This window comes from Flavobacterium sp. W22_SRS_FK3, from assembly GCF_052113665.1.
Classification (GTDB): Bacteria; Bacteroidota; Bacteroidia; order Flavobacteriales; family Flavobacteriaceae; genus Flavobacterium.
Genome location: NZ_JBGQOF010000010.1, coordinates 95,021 through 112,152 on the forward strand (window position 1 = coordinate 95,021; position 17,132 = coordinate 112,152).

A 17,132-nucleotide genomic window follows, 5' to 3' on the forward strand; every position below is an offset into this window, starting at 1 on the left:
TGGTTGGTTAAATGATTTTGAACTCTTTTTTCGACTGAACAAATACTAGCCGGGAAATACTGCAATATTTTCCGGTTTTCTTTTTTTACTTACTTAAGGTTATTTCATAGGCTTGTTTAACTTTGGTTATTTTATATTTAACATTGGATGATTTACTAATTATATCCAGAAAACGATCTACAGGCTCATCTTTTAAAACGATCCCGGTAAATTTAATCTGCTCTAATGCTTTTTGTTCGAACTTCACAGTAAAGTTGTACCATCTCGCCATTTTGGTCAAAATGTTTTTCAGATTTTCATTTTCAAAATAAAATTTGCCCTCTTTCCATGCAGTATACACTGAAGCGTCAACTTCTGCCACTGCTATTCCTTCTTTTTTATGATTTATTATCGCTTGCTGCCCGGGTGTTAAAATAGCGACTGTTTTGTTTGAAGCATCCGTAATGTCTGAAACCTTAACTTTTCCTTCAACAAGGGTCGTGGCAAATACTTGATCTTCTATATACGAACTAACATTAAAATGGGTTCCCAATACCGTCACATCTCCCGATTTTGTTTTTACCGTAAAGGGGCTCTGCGGATTTTTTGCTACTTCAAAATAAGCTTCTCCTTCCAGAGTCACTGTTCTTGTATCTCCACTAAATTCTACAGGATATCGTAAGGAGGATTCTGAGTTCAACCACACTTTTGTTCCGTCCGAAAGATTTACAGCATAAATACCGCCAATAGGAACTATTAAAGTATTATCTCCTGTTGAAGTTATTCCGTTTAAATCTTTAGCATCATAGACCAAAACTTTATTAAGATTAGAGATAACACCATTTTTCGAAACAATCTTTTCTTTTTTAGTTTCTAATGAAACTACTGTTCCATCTGCCAAAACTAAAGTTGGATTATTATATTTTGGCTGAATAGTGGTAACCACCATCCCCTCTTTTTTATTTTCTGTAGTATTATTATATATTAAAGTTGCTGTAATTCCTAATAAAACTAAAAACACAGCTGCATATTTAAGGTATTCTCTATATCTGAATAATGGAACAACAGGAGTATTGGTTTTATTAATTTTCTCTTTAATTCTTTCGAAAGCAATATCAGTATTGATACCACTATAAAATTTCTCTTTTGACTTTAAAGTTTCGAAATCAATAAGTTTTTGATAATATTCCTGATTACCCGGTATTGAAAACCATTCTTGCAAAAAAACATTTTCTTCTGCTGAAAGTTTCCCAATAAGCAACTCCTTTCTTATAAGATCGGCAACTATAAATTCTTTCTTTTCCAAAGACATATTTTTTAATATTAAGTGTCAGTTATTAACAGTTTAAGTAAATGTTATATAACTAAGAGTACAAAACACTAAAAATGGGTGGAAAGATTTCTGTTTTTTTTAAATAAAAAGCAAAATAAATAAAAGTTCGGGGTGATTTATAAGTTTTTCCTTTAATAATTCAATAGCGCGGGCGCGTTGCGATTTCACCGTATTGACAGAAATATTAAGTTGTTCAGCAATATCTTTGTATTTCATTCCTTCCAGACAGGACAGTTCAAAGACTTCTTTACATTTAAGAGGTAAAGAATGTAATGCTTCTAATAAAGTGGCATAAACTTCTTCTTCAAGGATAGCGAAATCAAAATCAACAGTGTCTTCTTCTGATAAATGGTGATCCAATTCAACGCTTTTTTGTTTATTTTTTATATAAGATAATGATTCGTTTTTTACCATTTTATATAGATAAGACTTGATATCATTGACTTTTTCAAACTTAACTCGATTTTCCCATAACAATAGCATTACATTTTCTACTACTTCTTCCGCTGCAAAATCATCTTTGACAAAATTGAGGCTATAGCCAACAAGTCTTGGATATAAGGAATAAAAAAGTTCCTTATAATATGTCTCATCAATTCTTATATTTTCTTGTTGTGGGTTAATTAGTGTTTAAATTTTATGTTACAAATACACTTATATACTTATATACTTATGTCTTTTTAATCACGCAAATTATAAAATATTCAGAACTTTAATTCTAAAAACAATCTAAAAAAACAAACTGGGGTGAGATTTTTAGAATTTAATCATAAATAAATTACAGTTTAAAAAATACTTTTTAGATTTTTGGATACAATTAAACTAATTACTGAAGGAATTACCACTAAATCTGAAGGAAAAGGGTGAACTCGTTATATACGATTGATTGAATTAATTCTAGATTTACAAAAACTAAGAATTACCATATCAAAGTGTTTTTAAAGAGTTTTCAAAACTTAATTACTGTTATACTACATAAATTTATGAATTCAATTTTTTTCAATTGGTCAAGACGAAAATTTATAATCAACTTGGGAGCAGCATGAATTGTAATATTAATAACTCATTTTGCATCTTGGTCAAATACTAACAATAATTCGCTACTTGCAGAAATAGTATCTCAAACTATTAGAATTGAAATTCATAATTATATCAACGTTCTTGTTAATGCAAATGAATTTAATGGTCAGAAATATAATTTCAGTCATGAAATATCCAAAAGCAAAAAAATCTAATTTCCAAAAAACAACAATTGACTAACAAATATAAAAACACCATGTTTTTTTTGCAAGTTGCCATCCTGATTTAGAAACCAAAAATTTAATGATATACATTAGGACAAACCTCAGCAGACCATTTGAGTTCAGACAAATTTCCTATCTTTGATGCGATAAATGTAGTTAACAATAACATTTTGCCAACTAAGTAATTTTAAACCACATGGATATAGTCAAATTTAAAATCACATCAAAAACGATAAAAGTAGAAGTACGAAATTCGAATAATTATGTTTTTAATTTTAATACTGCCTTAGAAATTGAAAAAGAAGACAGAGCTGTTTTATTAAAACTATACAATGCTTTAGATATTCTTTTCAGAAAGGAAAACACTACCGAAGTAAAAAATTACATTTCTCCAAATCAAACCAATATTCTTGACCAGATTTCTGCTGTCGATAATTTAGAACATGATTAATAACAAAAGGCAAACAACTAACTTTATATGTAAATGAGCTCTTTTTGAATTTACTTATCCCTTTTAATCAATTTATCAATCGCTCCTAAAGAAATTTCAGGATTCGCTCCAGATGATGCAGCTACTAATGCCCCAACGGCACAAGCAAAATTGATAGCCATTTGAGGCGACTTTCCTGTAAGGAGCCAAGTAATCAATGATGCTAAAAAAGAATCACCTGCTCCTACCGTATCCGTTACCTGAACAGCATAACCTTCATTTTTATACAATTTCCCTTCCAACAGCAACAAAGCCCCGTCTTTTCCTTTTGTCACACAAATAGATTTTGTATTGGTTCGGGATGATATAAAATCAATATTTTCTTCAAGTGTAGTATAAGGAGACTGCAAAGCTGCACTTATTTCAAAAATTTCCTCATAATTGAACTTTATGAAATCAGCCGCCAACATTAGTCTCTCCAGAATTTCATATGAATAATGTGGCTTTCTTAAATTGACATCAAATACTTTAAAAACTTCATTTTGTAATAATGATTCTAATGATTTTCTTGATACGTCATCCCTACAAACTAAACTTCCGTAAATTAAAACATCTGCATTGCTTACCAATTTTTGAGCATAATCGTTCATTTCAATTTTGTCCCAGGCAGATGGATAATGAATATTGTAGGTTGCTGAACCATTTTTATCCAGTATTACATTTACCAAGCCTGTAGGATATATTATTGATTTTGAAATTGTATTAGTATCAATTCCTAAGCTTTCCACTTCAAGAAGTATTGCATCCCCATCATCATCATTTCCTACACCACTGATCATTGAAACTTCACAACCCAGGCTTTTCATTCGAAGGGCGACATTTAGTGGCGCTCCTCCAATCTTTTTTTCGTTTTCAAAAACATCCCAGAGAATTTCTCCAAATGCTACAGCTTTTATTTTTTTATTGTTGTTCATTATACATTTTTTTCTAAAATTACGATTTAATTAAAACTTTCATTGATCGAACAATCCATAAATTTATTTCATAAAAAAAGGGAATATCCAATTAAATGAATATTCCCTTTTGCTATTCTTAGAACTAAATTAGTTTACTAATACTTTTGCAGTTTTTTCTCCTTCAGCCGATTTTGATCTTACTACATACAAACCTGTATTCAAATCAAAACTTGTATCTGCTCCTGTTTTGAATGATTTAACTAAAGCACCGCTAATACCGTAAACATCCACCTGAGTATCAGATTTTACATTAGATACAAAAACCGATTTTCCGTTTGAATAAACATTTGATGAAGCATCAGCTTGAAAATCATTCACGCCAAGGGATGGAGTTGTTACATTTGCCCCTGAAACCTGAATTTTATAAAGATTACTAGTACTGCCGTCTGCATAAATATAAATTTTACCAACAGCAGCCTGTTGTGCGGTTATTGTTGCAGTAAAAACAACTAAATCACCGGTTCCTCCAGAATTTGACGTTCCTGAGCCCAGAACTACAGCCCCATTAGTACATACAATGGTACGGGCTGTACCATTACTTCCTGTTTTGAACCAAACTTTAACTGTACAAGCTCCATCAACATTAAAATAAAGATATCGCTGTGTTGGTACAAAAGTCCCCGCAGTAGGTGATCCTCCACCATTTAATTGAAAACGATTTTGACCTGCATAGGATTCACCATCAGTAACAGATGTAAAATCTGCAGGAGCACTATTATTAACTGCTCCAAAATTCACAATATCATTTAATGAAGTTGGGGAGTTAGAATATAAACCTAATTTATTCAAAACAGCATCTGTATCAGCTCCTATAGTACCTACACCAGCTGCTGTTATTGACCATGATGCCGTAGAATTACCGCCATTTATACTAGAAGTACTATTACCAAAATCCCAAACAGTCGTTTGAGCATTAATAAATCCTACTGAAAAAAGTAAAACAGTAGTTAAATAAAGTAATTTTCTTTTCATAATTGATAGTTTTTATAGTTTATATTGTAATCGATTACTTAAAAATAGCTATTTTTTTTATCAATCTAAAATTTTTACCAATTTATTTTTACACATCAGTTTGAAAATAAGTTACTTAGTAAACTTTAAGGTAATGTTTTATGGTAATTATACAAAAAAACAAGCCTAAGAAAAATTCAGAGGCTTGCTTTTAAAATAATTAAAAATATAGTTCTTAATGTGTAATCACCTTTACCGATTTTAGACCATCTTCAGCTTTGACAAACACAATCCAAATTCCGTTTTGGAATTCAAAATCAACATCCTGAGCTGTTTTGAATGTTTTCACTTTAGCCCCTGTAATCGTGTAAATTGCTACTGCAGTTTCTGACTTAACATTTGAAATGGCAATTCTGTTTTTATAAGCCACAACGTTTACAGCAGAGGTTGGCGTATTATATTTTACACCTAAATTATCATTAGAAATTAATTGTGGCAGGGGATCCCAACCATCGCTTCCTTTTGTGAAATTGAAAGTCGTAATTGCTGTTCCGTCTGTAAGTGTCGGAACTGCTGCTGTTTTTCCGGTAACCGTACTCAAAGTTGTCGCCCATGAAGCACGACTTGCCTGATTATTTACTCCAGATTGTTCGATAGTACCGTACTCGTACATTTTAGCCGACTGACCGCTTAATGTGTCATTCCAGCCTGCTGGTACAATTAAAGATAAATTTTCACTGGCCGGAAAATTTGAAGTTTCAATAGTTGTATTATAAAAAACAACTTCACTGGTAGCTGCAGCCCATGGACGACCAAAATAACCTGGTTTTGCACGATATAAAGATGCTGTTTCTATACCTGGTATAGCTGTTGTTACTTTACACTCATACATCAAGTATCCTCTTCCTGCAGCTTGTTGAGCCGCTGTAATATAAGCCTGATCGCTGCCTACATCACTCGTATTCATGGCAAAATCAGTTTTATAGAAAACCGCATTCATACCACCAAAGATGTAATCAACAGCTCCCATCATTACTCCTTTGTAAACCACAACTCTGGCTCCGGTTCCTCCGTAAAAAGAATCCTGACGACCTATCACTCTACATTTATTCAACACCACTTTATCTACATTATTAACAATAGAAATTGCAGCAGCGCGCTCTACAAAACTTCTATTTTGAACCGTTGTATTTCCAATATTTGTTGGGCGTGTTCCTTTTCCTCCCACTGCCCATTCTACTACAACATCTTCGGATTCTTTTTTTGATATATATTGATTGTAAGAATTCTCAAAAATAATATCATTGGCCTCAAAACCATTTGCACTTACCACAACAGTGGCATTCCAGTAAGAACCGTTTGTAGTTCCTGAACCTGCATTTGCATAAGATAAATATCCATTTTCTTTATTTACTTTTAAAACATCTGCATGCCATTTTTGATCAGACGACATACTGTAATAACTGTATCCGTGACCATAATACGAAGTTACACGAACAGCATTAGCATCAATATCAACTCCTTTATTTGACAAAGCAATACTTGGTGTTGAAGCAGCATTTTTCAATGTTACATTTGGCTGACTAATGACTAACATTTCTTCGTAATTACCTGGATCAACCATAATTGTAACACGATCTGTAGTCGTACGGGTCATTTTAGCAACTGCCTCCAAAGCACTATTTATGGTTTTATACGTTTTATCTGTTCCTACTGTAAGAACTGGAGCATAAGCAATGCTGCCTCCAATAGCAACATTTGTTATATAAGTAGTGGCAGTACCTGAACCCGCAGTGATCGTTACAAACCCATCAGTTGCACCTGTATAGGTATATTCTACATTTTCAAAAATATTGGTACTATTACTTGCTGTTGTAATTGCAGCACCTCCGTCTATAGAAAAATCTGCTGCATAATAATAAGTAACTGTAATTTTATCGCCAACTTTCACAGGCACTTTTATCGTGGCCGCAGGTTTAACCAAAATATGGCCCTTAGCAATTTCATTTGATACAGTACCATTAAAAATCATTCCTTTATAGGATGCAGTCGTGGTTGTACTGATTACTTTATCATCAAAAGACCAATTGCTTACGGGTTTAAAATCTAATGCTTTTGAAGTCGCTACTCCATTAACTGTTACATTAGAAACCAATCCTAAATCAACCGGATAATCATCCAAGCCACTATATACTAAGCTATACGTTCCGTTTCTTAAGGTAATACCTGAAGGTGAATTAAAATTATATACATATCCACTTTCATTTAAATTCGTAAACGTTAATTTTAATTTATCAATTTGAGCAGCATCAAGTCCGGTTGTATTAATTGTTATTCCATAAACTGGTTTTGGAGAAAAAACTACATCAGCAGTCGAGGCAGCTGAGGCAGTAATAGAATTAGATAAAATTTCGTAATTATTAACCCCTGTTCCGGAAATTGTATACGGTACATTCGCTTCTAAATCTACTGAATATGCACCTGTAGCAGTATTAATAACTGGTTTTGGTACATAGGTTTTATTGGCTGCAGGATTGGCAGTATAAACCAAAGCTACTTTAGAAAGATCGGTTCCCAGTCCTGTAACATTTCCTGTTACCGTAAATAAATCTACTTTTAAAACAGCAATATCATAAGTGGTAGTAGCATCTGAAACCGCCAAATAATCTCCGTTACTAATTACAAAACCGTTTGCATTAAGCAGACTCATTTTATAGGTAAATCCTTTTGGAAGATTCACGCTGTAAGTACCCGAAGTTACAGGAGCTGTCCATGATTTACCTGTTGTACTTGTAAAAACAATGGAATATCCTGCAGGAATTCCCGGTGCCTGAGCTATATCTAAATTACCTGTTATTGCTGCATAAGAGGCAGGTTTTCTATAAATTCTATAATAATTTCCTTTACCCGCTAAACACGTTATTTTAAAATCACCTGCTTGTTTAGCAACAAATTTAGCTAAACTTACAGCTGTTCCAGAAGCAACTACTGGCAGCGATTCAGATTGGGTGTTGGTTGTTGTATTAGTCACGACTAATGGATAACTCAATGTTTCTGTACTAGCCACTACAGTTACTTCGTCATCTTCATTTAATTTTAAAGTAAAAAAACGAGTAGTCGAACTTGCCGCACCATTACAGTAATATCTTGCAGTATACTCTTTATCAGTTGTTCCTAAATTCCCTGTTGCTGTTCGGGTTATTGCTTCATTAGTAGTATATAATCTATCTCCATTTCCGGTTTTTAGAGTTAGCACACCTGAAGTAAGTGTAAGAACTACCGAACTGGGTAAATTTGTTCCTTCAGTACCTGCTGCAACAGCATACCAGGCATTAATATCATTAGATGTTAATTTGTTATTATACAAATTAACATCTAATGTGGCGCCTCCAAAATCCCAGACATCTGTTTTTTGAGCGTGAGCATACGATACAGAAAATAGTATCGCTAAAATAAGCAATTGTAATTTTGTTTTCATAAGGGTTAAATTGGTTAATTAAGTAAAATATTTAATGGTTATTTGCTTAACCGGCTAATTGTTTATTATTGTTATTATTGAATCCGTTGGTTTCATTATGGTAAACTAAGGATACCAACGGATTACTTTTTTTATGTAGTAGTGGCTTTTACTATTACAAAAATCTTTTTTAAAATTCAAAAGTTCCTAAATCAGGCAAAGTTCCATTAAATGGCAAACCTACATCGATTCCTTTGTTGATCATATCACTATCTGCTTTTAAATGAAAGAAGGTAACATCCGGTAAACTGCCATCTGCTTTTCTCGCACCTAATAACTGAGCATAATCAATACTGGTAAAGTCATCTGCTGTAACTTTTATTCCGTTTTGCCAGCTGTTATTGGTTATATCGACAACATCTGCAAGAGTGGTTCCGTAAGCTCCTAAAACATTGCTATTTTTAATAATCAATTTTGCTAACGGATTTGAGGTGCTAAAAGAATAATTTTTGCCATTATCATAAGCTGAACAATTATAAATAGTAACTTCACCTCTATTGCTATTGTGATCAAAACCATCCGCTACATTTCCTGCCGCTATACAATTGGTGTATTTTGCATTGTGCCTTAACAGTTTATCATCACTTCCACCTGTTTTAAATCCGTTTCCGTCTCCGGCTCCTTTAGTTCCATCTTTCAGATAACCATTTTTAACCGACCAACAATTTTGATAAGTTGTCGAAATATTATCTGTTCCTCTTAAATAACCATCCCAGCCGTCATCTAAATTTTGCCACGCTCTGCATCCTATAAATTTATTACCTGTTCCGGCGTTTAATTTACAGGCAAAACCATCAGCATTTTCAAGAGTAGCATCGGCATTGAAATATGAATCGCAATTCAGAATCGTATTATTTGCAGCACCGTTATCCAGTTGTAATCCTGAGTCAGCACATTCTGAGAAAGTCATAAATTCGATTATATTATTACTGCCTTTAACCTGCATTCCATTGTCTCCAGCTTTATAAATATCAATCCCTTTAATATGCCAGTAATTTGCACTTAAAACAATTCCCTGATTAGCCGGATTTTCAGACATAACAGAAAAATCCAGTTTTGGCCTTGACCCTCCCGCTTTTGCTTTAAGTGTAATCACTTTGTCTGAAGTCCCAGATGTTGCTATGGTAATTTTTGAAGTCATGGCATAAGTGCCTCCATTCAAAATAATAGTTTCACCTGGTTTGACTTTACCTAAAGCCATACTTAATTCAGCAACAGTCGAAACCTCATAATCAGCTACAGGTGTAGTTGAAAAACTCGCAATATTAATTACTTTAGTTGCTGCAACATCACTTTTATCTGCTGCTGTAGCAGTTATAGTAATTGTTCCGTTTTTCTTGGCTGTTATAACACCTGCGGAAGATATATCTGCAATCGCAGCATCAGAAACTTTCCATAAAACTGTTTTATCAGCTGCATTTTCAGGTATTACTATAGCCGTCATTTGTCCTGTAGAACCGGATGTTATATCATTTCCCTTTATTTCGATTTTTTGAACCAGGACATCAGAAATCTGGGTATTGGTGTCATCGTCTTTTTGGCAGGAGAATAATGCAAAAAGCACTACTATTCTAATTATATTTTTCATTTTAAAATAACGTAAGAAATTCTTTTTAAGAAAAAAGGCATGCATAAACGTTTAAATTCAGCATGCCTTTTTCAATTAACAAAATAGTTTTATTCTTTTATTTAATCCAACGTGGGTCTCCTACTCTATTATCAATTAAAGTTTGATTACTAATTGTGAAGTCGCCAGCAGATGCGTTAGTAAAACCAGGATTTAAACTAGTACCCGCTGCATCTACTTTATTACTTGCAAGAGTACTATCTTGGAAGGTTGGAGAATTGAAGTAATTATTATTAGAAAATGTTGGCACAGTAGTACCTGTTTGATTAGAAGAATAAAATGCCAAAGTATTTGAAAACAAAGTATTTCTTACCGCACAAATATTATTCGCAAAACGAACATACATAAATCTATTAGTTACTAAGATATCAGGTAAATTAAATGTACAAGAATCGATCAATACATTTGATGTTTTTCCAGTAATAGCTGCTACTGCATCCATACGAATAAAATCACGTGAATTAGAACATTTGTTGAAAGTACTATTTTTAAGTACTAAACTTGTTATATAAGCATTTCTCACATTTATAAATTCAGCTCCGTTGTTGGTATTAACATTAGTAACTTCAGAATTTTCTACCGTAAATGAAGCTATAGTAGAATTTCCAGCAGCAGTAGCTCCTAAAATAGATCTTGTATAATCGTGAACACTACATCCACTAATTAGGAAATCTCCAAAATTTGCTGCAGTTGATGATGAAACCGTAATTACACTAGCATTTTCAATACCAGACCCATCAAGAACCAAATTCAATAATGATATGTTATTTGTACCTGCATTCGCCGATATTTTACAATGTAAAACAGGTCTTTCTTTTCCAGGCACACTGCTAATAGTTATTGTTCCGCTCAAAGCAATTTCTGTTTTCAAACTACCATCGTTATTTAACATTTGATAATCACCTGGCATCAAAAACAATTTTGCACCAGATGTTATTGTTTCAAGTGCTGCTTTTAATTCTTCCGCATTCTCAATTAATATTCCATCTCCAATATCAACTCCGGTTGAGAATGTAGTAGCACCACGTCTTTTATTACCGTTAAACAAATCCGCTTGATAATTGGTTTCTGGACTCAATCCTGTTACTATAGCCACACCAGCTGCCTTTTCTTCATCTGTAATAACATGAGTTATTTCACCTGGAGTCACAACAATCTTAGTCACATTACTGCCTGCAGTCCAACGCAAAGTAGCTTGTTTACTAGCAATATCCGTATTTTGAATTGGTAAAAACAATTGTTCTGAAAGCGTAGTTGCTGTTATAACACTCCATTTTGACTCTTGCAACCCCACTCCACTAATTGCCTTAACACGAATAGAATATAAGGTTTCCCCTTCCAATGCTAAAGTTACAGGTAATTCCTTACCAGTAACTTCAAGAGTCTTTAAAATTGTAGTAAAATTAGGATCATCGGCACTAACTTCTACAACGTAATGATCTATCGTTTCTTTTACATCCCAACTTAATTCAACCGATGTTTGATTCCGTACAATAGCTTTTACAGTAGTAGGAGAAAATTCACGATTAGTGCTTAATTCTGTAATAACATCTTCTGTATAACTATCGCAACTTCCCGAAAATAAAACCAGCATCGAAGTGGCAACTATTCCTTTGAATATATTTGTTTTTTTCATAATTCTATATTTAAATAATTACACCAACTCCTTAATTTGCAGGATACCCATAATCATTAACTAATTGACCATTACTGCTACTAATAAAATATTGCCAAATAGGCCAGTATTGACGGTTGTCTGGATTTACCCCTATTTTATACAACGAATTTACTTTTTCATCGTTTAAATTATTCCATGAGAAAGATGAATAATCTGCACCTGGATTTGTAGACTCACCTCTATTCAAACCATAAACCTGCAAAATAGTCGTATTGTCTTTTCCTTCGTATTTAGCTTCATTAGCGGCATCCTTAATATATTTATAATACAATATTGAAGGCACCGTTAGATAATCACCAGATCTATCTCTTAGATTTGCCATTTTAACTTTTGCCTCATCTAATTTTGTTTTCAAAAGGTTCCAACGAATTAAAGCTTGTTTACGTTCCATTTCCCCAGTGAATTCAAATTTATGCTCTTTTACAATGGCTTGAAACATATCCTCTTTAGAGCCTAATGCATCTACATAAGCATCTACTTTGGTCGATTGATCAGCAGCAGCAAAAGCCCTTTGTCTGATTTGTTTCAAATAAGGCGCAGCACCACCAGGACCTTCTAATTCATTGGCTGCTTCAGCTGCAATTAATAAGACTTCAGCGTAACGCATATACACTTTGTTTACCCCGTCATCACTAGCTGCATTAACTTTTCGTTTCATCCACTCGTAACGGTATTTACCAAAATACCATGTATTTAAAGCAACCAACTCTTGCTTTGCAATACCATTTACAGCAGTACCCCAACGATACGGAATACAGGTTACATCTCTACGAGTATCTTTTTCGTCAAAATCATAAAATACAGTTGGTAGCGGACCTGCACTTCCCCCATTCGAAGAAGTTCCATTTGCTTGAAATTGATTTGGAGATAAATTCCGCACTGCAAAACTATACAACATACGTCCTCGTCCTTCTGCAAAAGGAATTTCCCATAACGATTCACCTCCAGCCGCTATGTAGTCTTGATTTACGTTTTTCCAAAAACCTTCAAAAGAAGGATTTAAACTTACTGTTCCACTTTGAATAACAGAACGTGTTTCACTTAAAGCTAAAGCATACATATTGGCAACTGATAATTCAGGATCATTACTTCTACGAATTGTACCTCCGTTTTCTGGATATAATTGATAGCCTGAAGCCACCATTGCCAATCGAGCACGTAAAGATTTTACAAATGCTTTATTGATACGCTCTACAGTTGTGGTTGCTGAATTTGCATTAGGCCAAGCTACTAAAGTTGCTGCTTCTCCTAAGTCGGCAATTAATTGTTTGTAAATCACATCACGATTTGTTTTTGGAAGATACAAACTTTCATTGTTAATAGGCTCAAAACGATAAGGAACATCTCCCCATGCCTTCATTAAATCAGCATAATAAATAGCTCGAAAAGTTAAAGCCTCACCCAACAATTGCCCCATTTCAGCATCTTGCATTGGATTCCCGTATTGACGTATACCTTTAATTGCAATATTAGCACGCTCTATACCCGAAAACATCATTGCCCAAGCATTATTTGATGTATTCATTTGTTGATTAGTTACAGGAGTATCATAGTTACACAATTCAGTTTGAGAACTTGCACTTTGTGAAGCATTATACCATTCTACATCCGTGTTCAATCCGTAAAACGGTAAAAAACGGCCACGGTATGAATTGGTTTCTCCAAAGGGAATCATTATTCCATCTATAGCTCCTCTAGTCAATCCAGGACTTGAAAAAATCACAGACTCATCCAAGGTTGATTGAGCTGGTCCTTCTAAATAATCATCTTTATATTGTTCACAGGCCGTAAATAACGTAACCAAAGCCAAACATGCAATTATTATTTTATGTTTCATTTTGTTTCTTTATAAAATTAAAAATTAAGATTTAAACCGAAAATTAACTGTCTACTACGTGGGTAAGCCGATGCGTCTACACCTGGTGTTAAAGTCGATTGTCTTCTAGTTGAAACTTCAGGATCAGAACCTGTGTAGTTAGTCCATACAAATACATTGCTAGCAGTAAAATATCCACGCAATTTTGATAAACCTAAACGAGATACAAAACTATCTGGAGCTGTATAACCCAAAGTCAAGGTGTTTAAACGCAAGAAAGAAGCGTCTTCTACAGCCCAGTCACTCAATACAAAACGTGACATATATGGTGACCACATTGATGTATTCTCATTTAAAGCTGTTAACTCCACTGGATCCGTTACTAATTCTCCCGAAATTGGATTTAAATTTGTCCACCTTTTTCCATCAGCCATAACCGAACTTAAATTTCTATATTCTCCATTTGTTTGACTAGCCGTAGAAAATTCAATTTTATCTGCATTGTATACGTCTTGTCCAATAGACCAGTTAAAAGCAGCAGATAAATCAAATCCATAAGCATTGGCATTAATTACCATCCCTCCTGTATTTTTTGGAGTTGCATTACCAATAATCGTTTGGTCTTTTCCATCTATTATATTATCACCGTTCAAATCTTTTAATTTCATAGAACCTGGTTGTACAACACCTGTTACGGTATTATCTATCAAACCACCTTTTAAAGTGTATTTTGTTCCATCCCAATCAAAATCAGAAACTTCATAACGTCCATCATTTCTATATCCATATATTTGTCCTAAAGAAGAACCTACTTGAACTAAGTAGTCATTTGTGATTTGAGTAGATGCCCAATTTGAAGAATATGGGAAATCACCCATAATTCCTAGAGAGTTGATTTTATTTTTATTTACACCAACATTAAAAGAAAAACTTAATCCGTATTTTTCAGCCTCTATTGCTGAAATATTTAAAGCCACCTCAAAACCAGTGTTTTGTGTTTGCCCCATATTACGATATTGACTTTCATAACCTGTACCTGCTACCGGAAATGCAATTAACAAATCACTCGTTTTATTGTTGTAAAAATCGACTGTACCACTTAAACGATTATTGAAGAAACCGAAATCCAATCCAATATTTTGTGTAACCGTAGTTTCCCATTTCAAATCAGGGTTTGCCATAAATTTACTATTTGTACCCCAAGAATTTGAAACTCCATCTATTGTAGTTACTGGAATAGATACAAAGTTTTGAACAGTTTGGCCAGTAGGAATATTATTATTACCTGCCTCACCATAACTTGCTCTAATTTTTAATTGACTTAACCACGTTTGATCTTGCAAAAATCCTTCTTCTGAAATTTTCCAAGCTGCAGCAAATGCTGGGAAATATCCCCATTTATTATTGCCTAAAAACTTACTTGACCCATCAGCACGGAAAGTAGCTGTTAACAAATAACGGTCTTTAAAACTATAATTTGCACGTCCAAAAAACGACAATAATTTATCGTCTGGCGCATAAAAATTATCAACAAAACGAGCTTGATCATTAACCGTACCAACTCCTGAATAATTTGGATTAACAGTACCAGACTGAGTCGTTAATTTTTTTGCTAAATTAAAATCAAAAAAATCTGGAAAACCATGCAAAGTGTTAGATAAAGTTACAGAATTAGTACTAATTGCTTCTTCACCCAATAATAAGTCCAACCTATGATTTTCACTTAATACCTTTTTGAAATTATAATTTAATGTGTTCGCATTTCTAAAACGTTTGTCTTTTCTATCACTCAACAGCAAAGCTGGCTCTCCTTTAAAAGGAGCTCTTACATCTGGCGCGCTATTTACATAGTATGTTGATGTACCGTAGAAACGAGAATCTTGATAGGTATAATTATCCAAACCTAATTCAGTTTTGAATTTCAAATTTTCTACAAATTCCCAAGAAAAACTCCCTAACATATTGAAGTTTTTACGCAATTGTTGACGATCATTATCCCAAACAGAAACAATTGGATTAACTAAACTATTTGCTACATCCTCATTTGTGTCTCCCGAAGAAACACCAGGAATTGGTAGTGGCGCATAAATAACCGAATTTCTCAAACGAGAGTCACTCGCAGATTTTTCATTTTGTTCGTTTACTCCACCTCCATTAATTTCAGTATCAGAATAACGAACCGTATACGCTAAATCAATTTTATCATTTACTTTATTCTTCAAAGCCAACGATAAGTTATTACGCTTATAATTTGAGCCCAACATAATTGCTCTTTCATCATAATGCGCGTAATTAAAGTTATAGTTTAATTTTTCAGTTCCACCACGAATACCTAAATCACGACTTTGTACCTCACCGGTACGTCCAAAAATTTGTTTTTGCCAATTATTACTAGCCATTCCTTTATACATATCATAATCTTGCCAATTACCAAAATATTTGGTATACGACGTAGGATTACTAGCGACTTTAGTACCTGACTGACTCAATAAAGCGTATTCGTATTGCCATTTGGTATAATCTTCTACAGATAAAACGTCATATTCTTTAGCTCTAGTTTTCATACCTGAAAACATATTAAAACTAACTGCCATCTTCCCATCTTTACCGCTTTTAGTTGTAATTAAAACTACACCATTAGCACCACGAGAACCATAAATAGCAGTAGATGAAGCATCTTTCAAAACTGTCATTGTTTCAATATCCGAAGAAGAAATATCGCTAAGACTGTTTATAGGAAAACCATCTACTATATATAAAGGTGTCGCAGCTTGAGTTAAAGAACCTCCTCCACGAATTTTTATATTAACTTCAGCATCCGGAGAACCTTCTGTTGTTTGCACTTGAACTCCCGCAATACGACCTGTCAAAGCCTCTGCCACATTTGACACAGGTACTTTTTTCAAATCTGAACCAGAAATACTAGCAACTGAACCAGTTAAATCAGATTTTTTCACACTTCCATACCCCACAACAACAACTTCATTTAAGGCATTTGCCTCTTCAGCCAAAACAACATTTATTGTTTTTTTTCCGGCAACAGGAACAGTCTGTGTTGTAAATCCTATAAAGGAAAATTCTACAATTGCTTTCGAACTTGAAAGTTTCAATTTGTATTTTCCATCAAAATCAGTTGAAACCCCATTTTTTGTACCTTTTTCCAAAACGTTAACACCAGGCAAGGTTAAACCTGAAGCATCTTTTACAACACCTTCAACTGTTACTTCTTGTGCATTTGCCTTATTACTGACAAGCAAACACAACATGAAAACAACTGTTAAGCAACAATTTGTTCCTTTATTAAAAAACTCCTTAAAATTCATAGTGTAGTGTTTAGTTAATTATTAATTGTTTATAAAGTTTATTATGGTTTTTAGAATTACATTTTAGTCCTTAAATATTTTAAACATATAATTTTTAGTTAAAATCCAATTTTCGGTTTCTTTCCGCAACCCCTGAAAACAAACAAAAGATGAATATTTTAAAATACTATAAAACAATGTGTAATCGATTACACAAACATAAAAAAAAAATTTATATA

General features: G+C 33.6%; 10 protein-coding genes. 1 reads left to right on the top strand and 9 read right to left on the bottom strand.

From position 1 onward, the window contains the following. Positions 1 to 85: 85 nt before the first annotated feature. Both ACEN2I_RS11720 and ACEN2I_RS11725 read right to left on the bottom strand, forming a co-directional pair. Positions 86 to 1,285 (bottom strand): FecR family protein, encoded by a 1,200-nt coding sequence (locus tag ACEN2I_RS11720; protein WP_441766286.1) that lies wholly within the window; start codon positions 1,283 to 1,285, stop codon positions 86 to 88. A gap of 105 nt (positions 1,286 to 1,390) precedes the next feature. Then, positions 1,391 to 1,936 (bottom strand): RNA polymerase sigma-70 factor, encoded by a 546-nt coding sequence (locus ACEN2I_RS11725; protein ID WP_441766374.1) that lies wholly within the window; start codon positions 1,934 to 1,936, stop codon positions 1,391 to 1,393. Between the two features lie 816 nt (positions 1,937 to 2,752). Between ACEN2I_RS11725 and ACEN2I_RS11730 the strand changes: the two genes are divergently transcribed. Further along, positions 2,753 to 3,007: a hypothetical protein gene (locus ACEN2I_RS11730; RefSeq protein WP_441766287.1), complete on the top strand. Its 255-nt coding sequence runs from the start codon at positions 2,753 to 2,755 to the stop codon at positions 3,005 to 3,007. A gap of 50 nt (positions 3,008 to 3,057) precedes the next feature. On the opposite strand, the gene ACEN2I_RS11735 is transcribed toward ACEN2I_RS11730, so the two are convergent. The 7 genes from ACEN2I_RS11735 to ACEN2I_RS11765 form a co-directional block, all read right to left on the bottom strand. Then, a complete protein-coding gene (locus ACEN2I_RS11735) occupies positions 3,058 to 3,960 on the bottom strand; it encodes a carbohydrate kinase family protein (RefSeq protein ID WP_441766288.1) in 903 nt (300 codons plus the stop codon). A gap of 129 nt (positions 3,961 to 4,089) precedes the next feature. Further along, a complete protein-coding gene (locus ACEN2I_RS11740; protein WP_441766289.1) occupies positions 4,090 to 4,974 on the bottom strand; it encodes a T9SS type A sorting domain-containing protein in 885 nt (294 codons plus the stop codon). A 214-nt stretch (positions 4,975 to 5,188) separates the two neighbouring features. Beyond that, a complete protein-coding gene (locus ACEN2I_RS11745; RefSeq protein WP_441766290.1) occupies positions 5,189 to 8,431 on the bottom strand; it encodes a pectinesterase family protein in 3,243 nt (1,080 codons plus the stop codon). Positions 8,432 to 8,600: 169 nt separating this feature from the next. Continuing rightward, positions 8,601 to 10,058 (bottom strand): right-handed parallel beta-helix repeat-containing protein, encoded by a 1,458-nt coding sequence (locus tag ACEN2I_RS11750; RefSeq protein WP_441766291.1) that lies wholly within the window; start codon positions 10,056 to 10,058, stop codon positions 8,601 to 8,603. Positions 10,059 to 10,155: 97 nt separating this feature from the next. Next, complete coding sequence (locus ACEN2I_RS11755) at positions 10,156 to 11,733, bottom strand: DUF5123 domain-containing protein (RefSeq protein WP_441766292.1); 1,578 nt, start codon at positions 11,731 to 11,733, stop codon at positions 10,156 to 10,158. Positions 11,734 to 11,764: 31 nt separating this feature from the next. Next, entirely contained in the window at positions 11,765 to 13,612 is a 1,848-nt protein-coding gene (locus tag ACEN2I_RS11760) for a RagB/SusD family nutrient uptake outer membrane protein (RefSeq protein WP_441766293.1), read from the bottom strand. A 17-nt stretch (positions 13,613 to 13,629) separates the two neighbouring features. Further along, on the bottom strand, positions 13,630 to 16,914 hold the full coding sequence (locus ACEN2I_RS11765; protein WP_441766294.1) for a SusC/RagA family TonB-linked outer membrane protein: 3,285 nt from the start codon (positions 16,912 to 16,914) through the stop codon (positions 13,630 to 13,632). Between the last annotated feature and the right edge of the window lie 218 nt (positions 16,915 to 17,132).

Coding starts and splice junctions, on each gene's coding strand:
- ACEN2I_RS11750 (WP_441766291.1), bottom strand. CDS start 10,058: ATGAAAAATATAATTAGAATAGTAGTGCTTTTTGCATTATTCTCCTGC.
- ACEN2I_RS11765 (WP_441766294.1), bottom strand. CDS start 16,914: ATGAATTTTAAGGAGTTTTTTAATAAAGGAACAAATTGTTGCTTAACA.
- ACEN2I_RS11740 (WP_441766289.1), bottom strand. CDS start 4,974: ATGAAAAGAAAATTACTTTATTTAACTACTGTTTTACTTTTTTCAGTA.
- ACEN2I_RS11745 (WP_441766290.1), bottom strand. CDS start 8,431: ATGAAAACAAAATTACAATTGCTTATTTTAGCGATACTATTTTCTGTA.
- ACEN2I_RS11760 (WP_441766293.1), bottom strand. CDS start 13,612: ATGAAACATAAAATAATAATTGCATGTTTGGCTTTGGTTACGTTATTT.
- ACEN2I_RS11755 (WP_441766292.1), bottom strand. CDS start 11,733: ATGAAAAAAACAAATATATTCAAAGGAATAGTTGCCACTTCGATGCTG.
- ACEN2I_RS11730 (WP_441766287.1), top strand. CDS start 2,753: ATGGATATAGTCAAATTTAAAATCACATCAAAAACGATAAAAGTAGAA.
- ACEN2I_RS11735 (WP_441766288.1), bottom strand. CDS start 3,960: ATGAACAACAATAAAAAAATAAAAGCTGTAGCATTTGGAGAAATTCTC.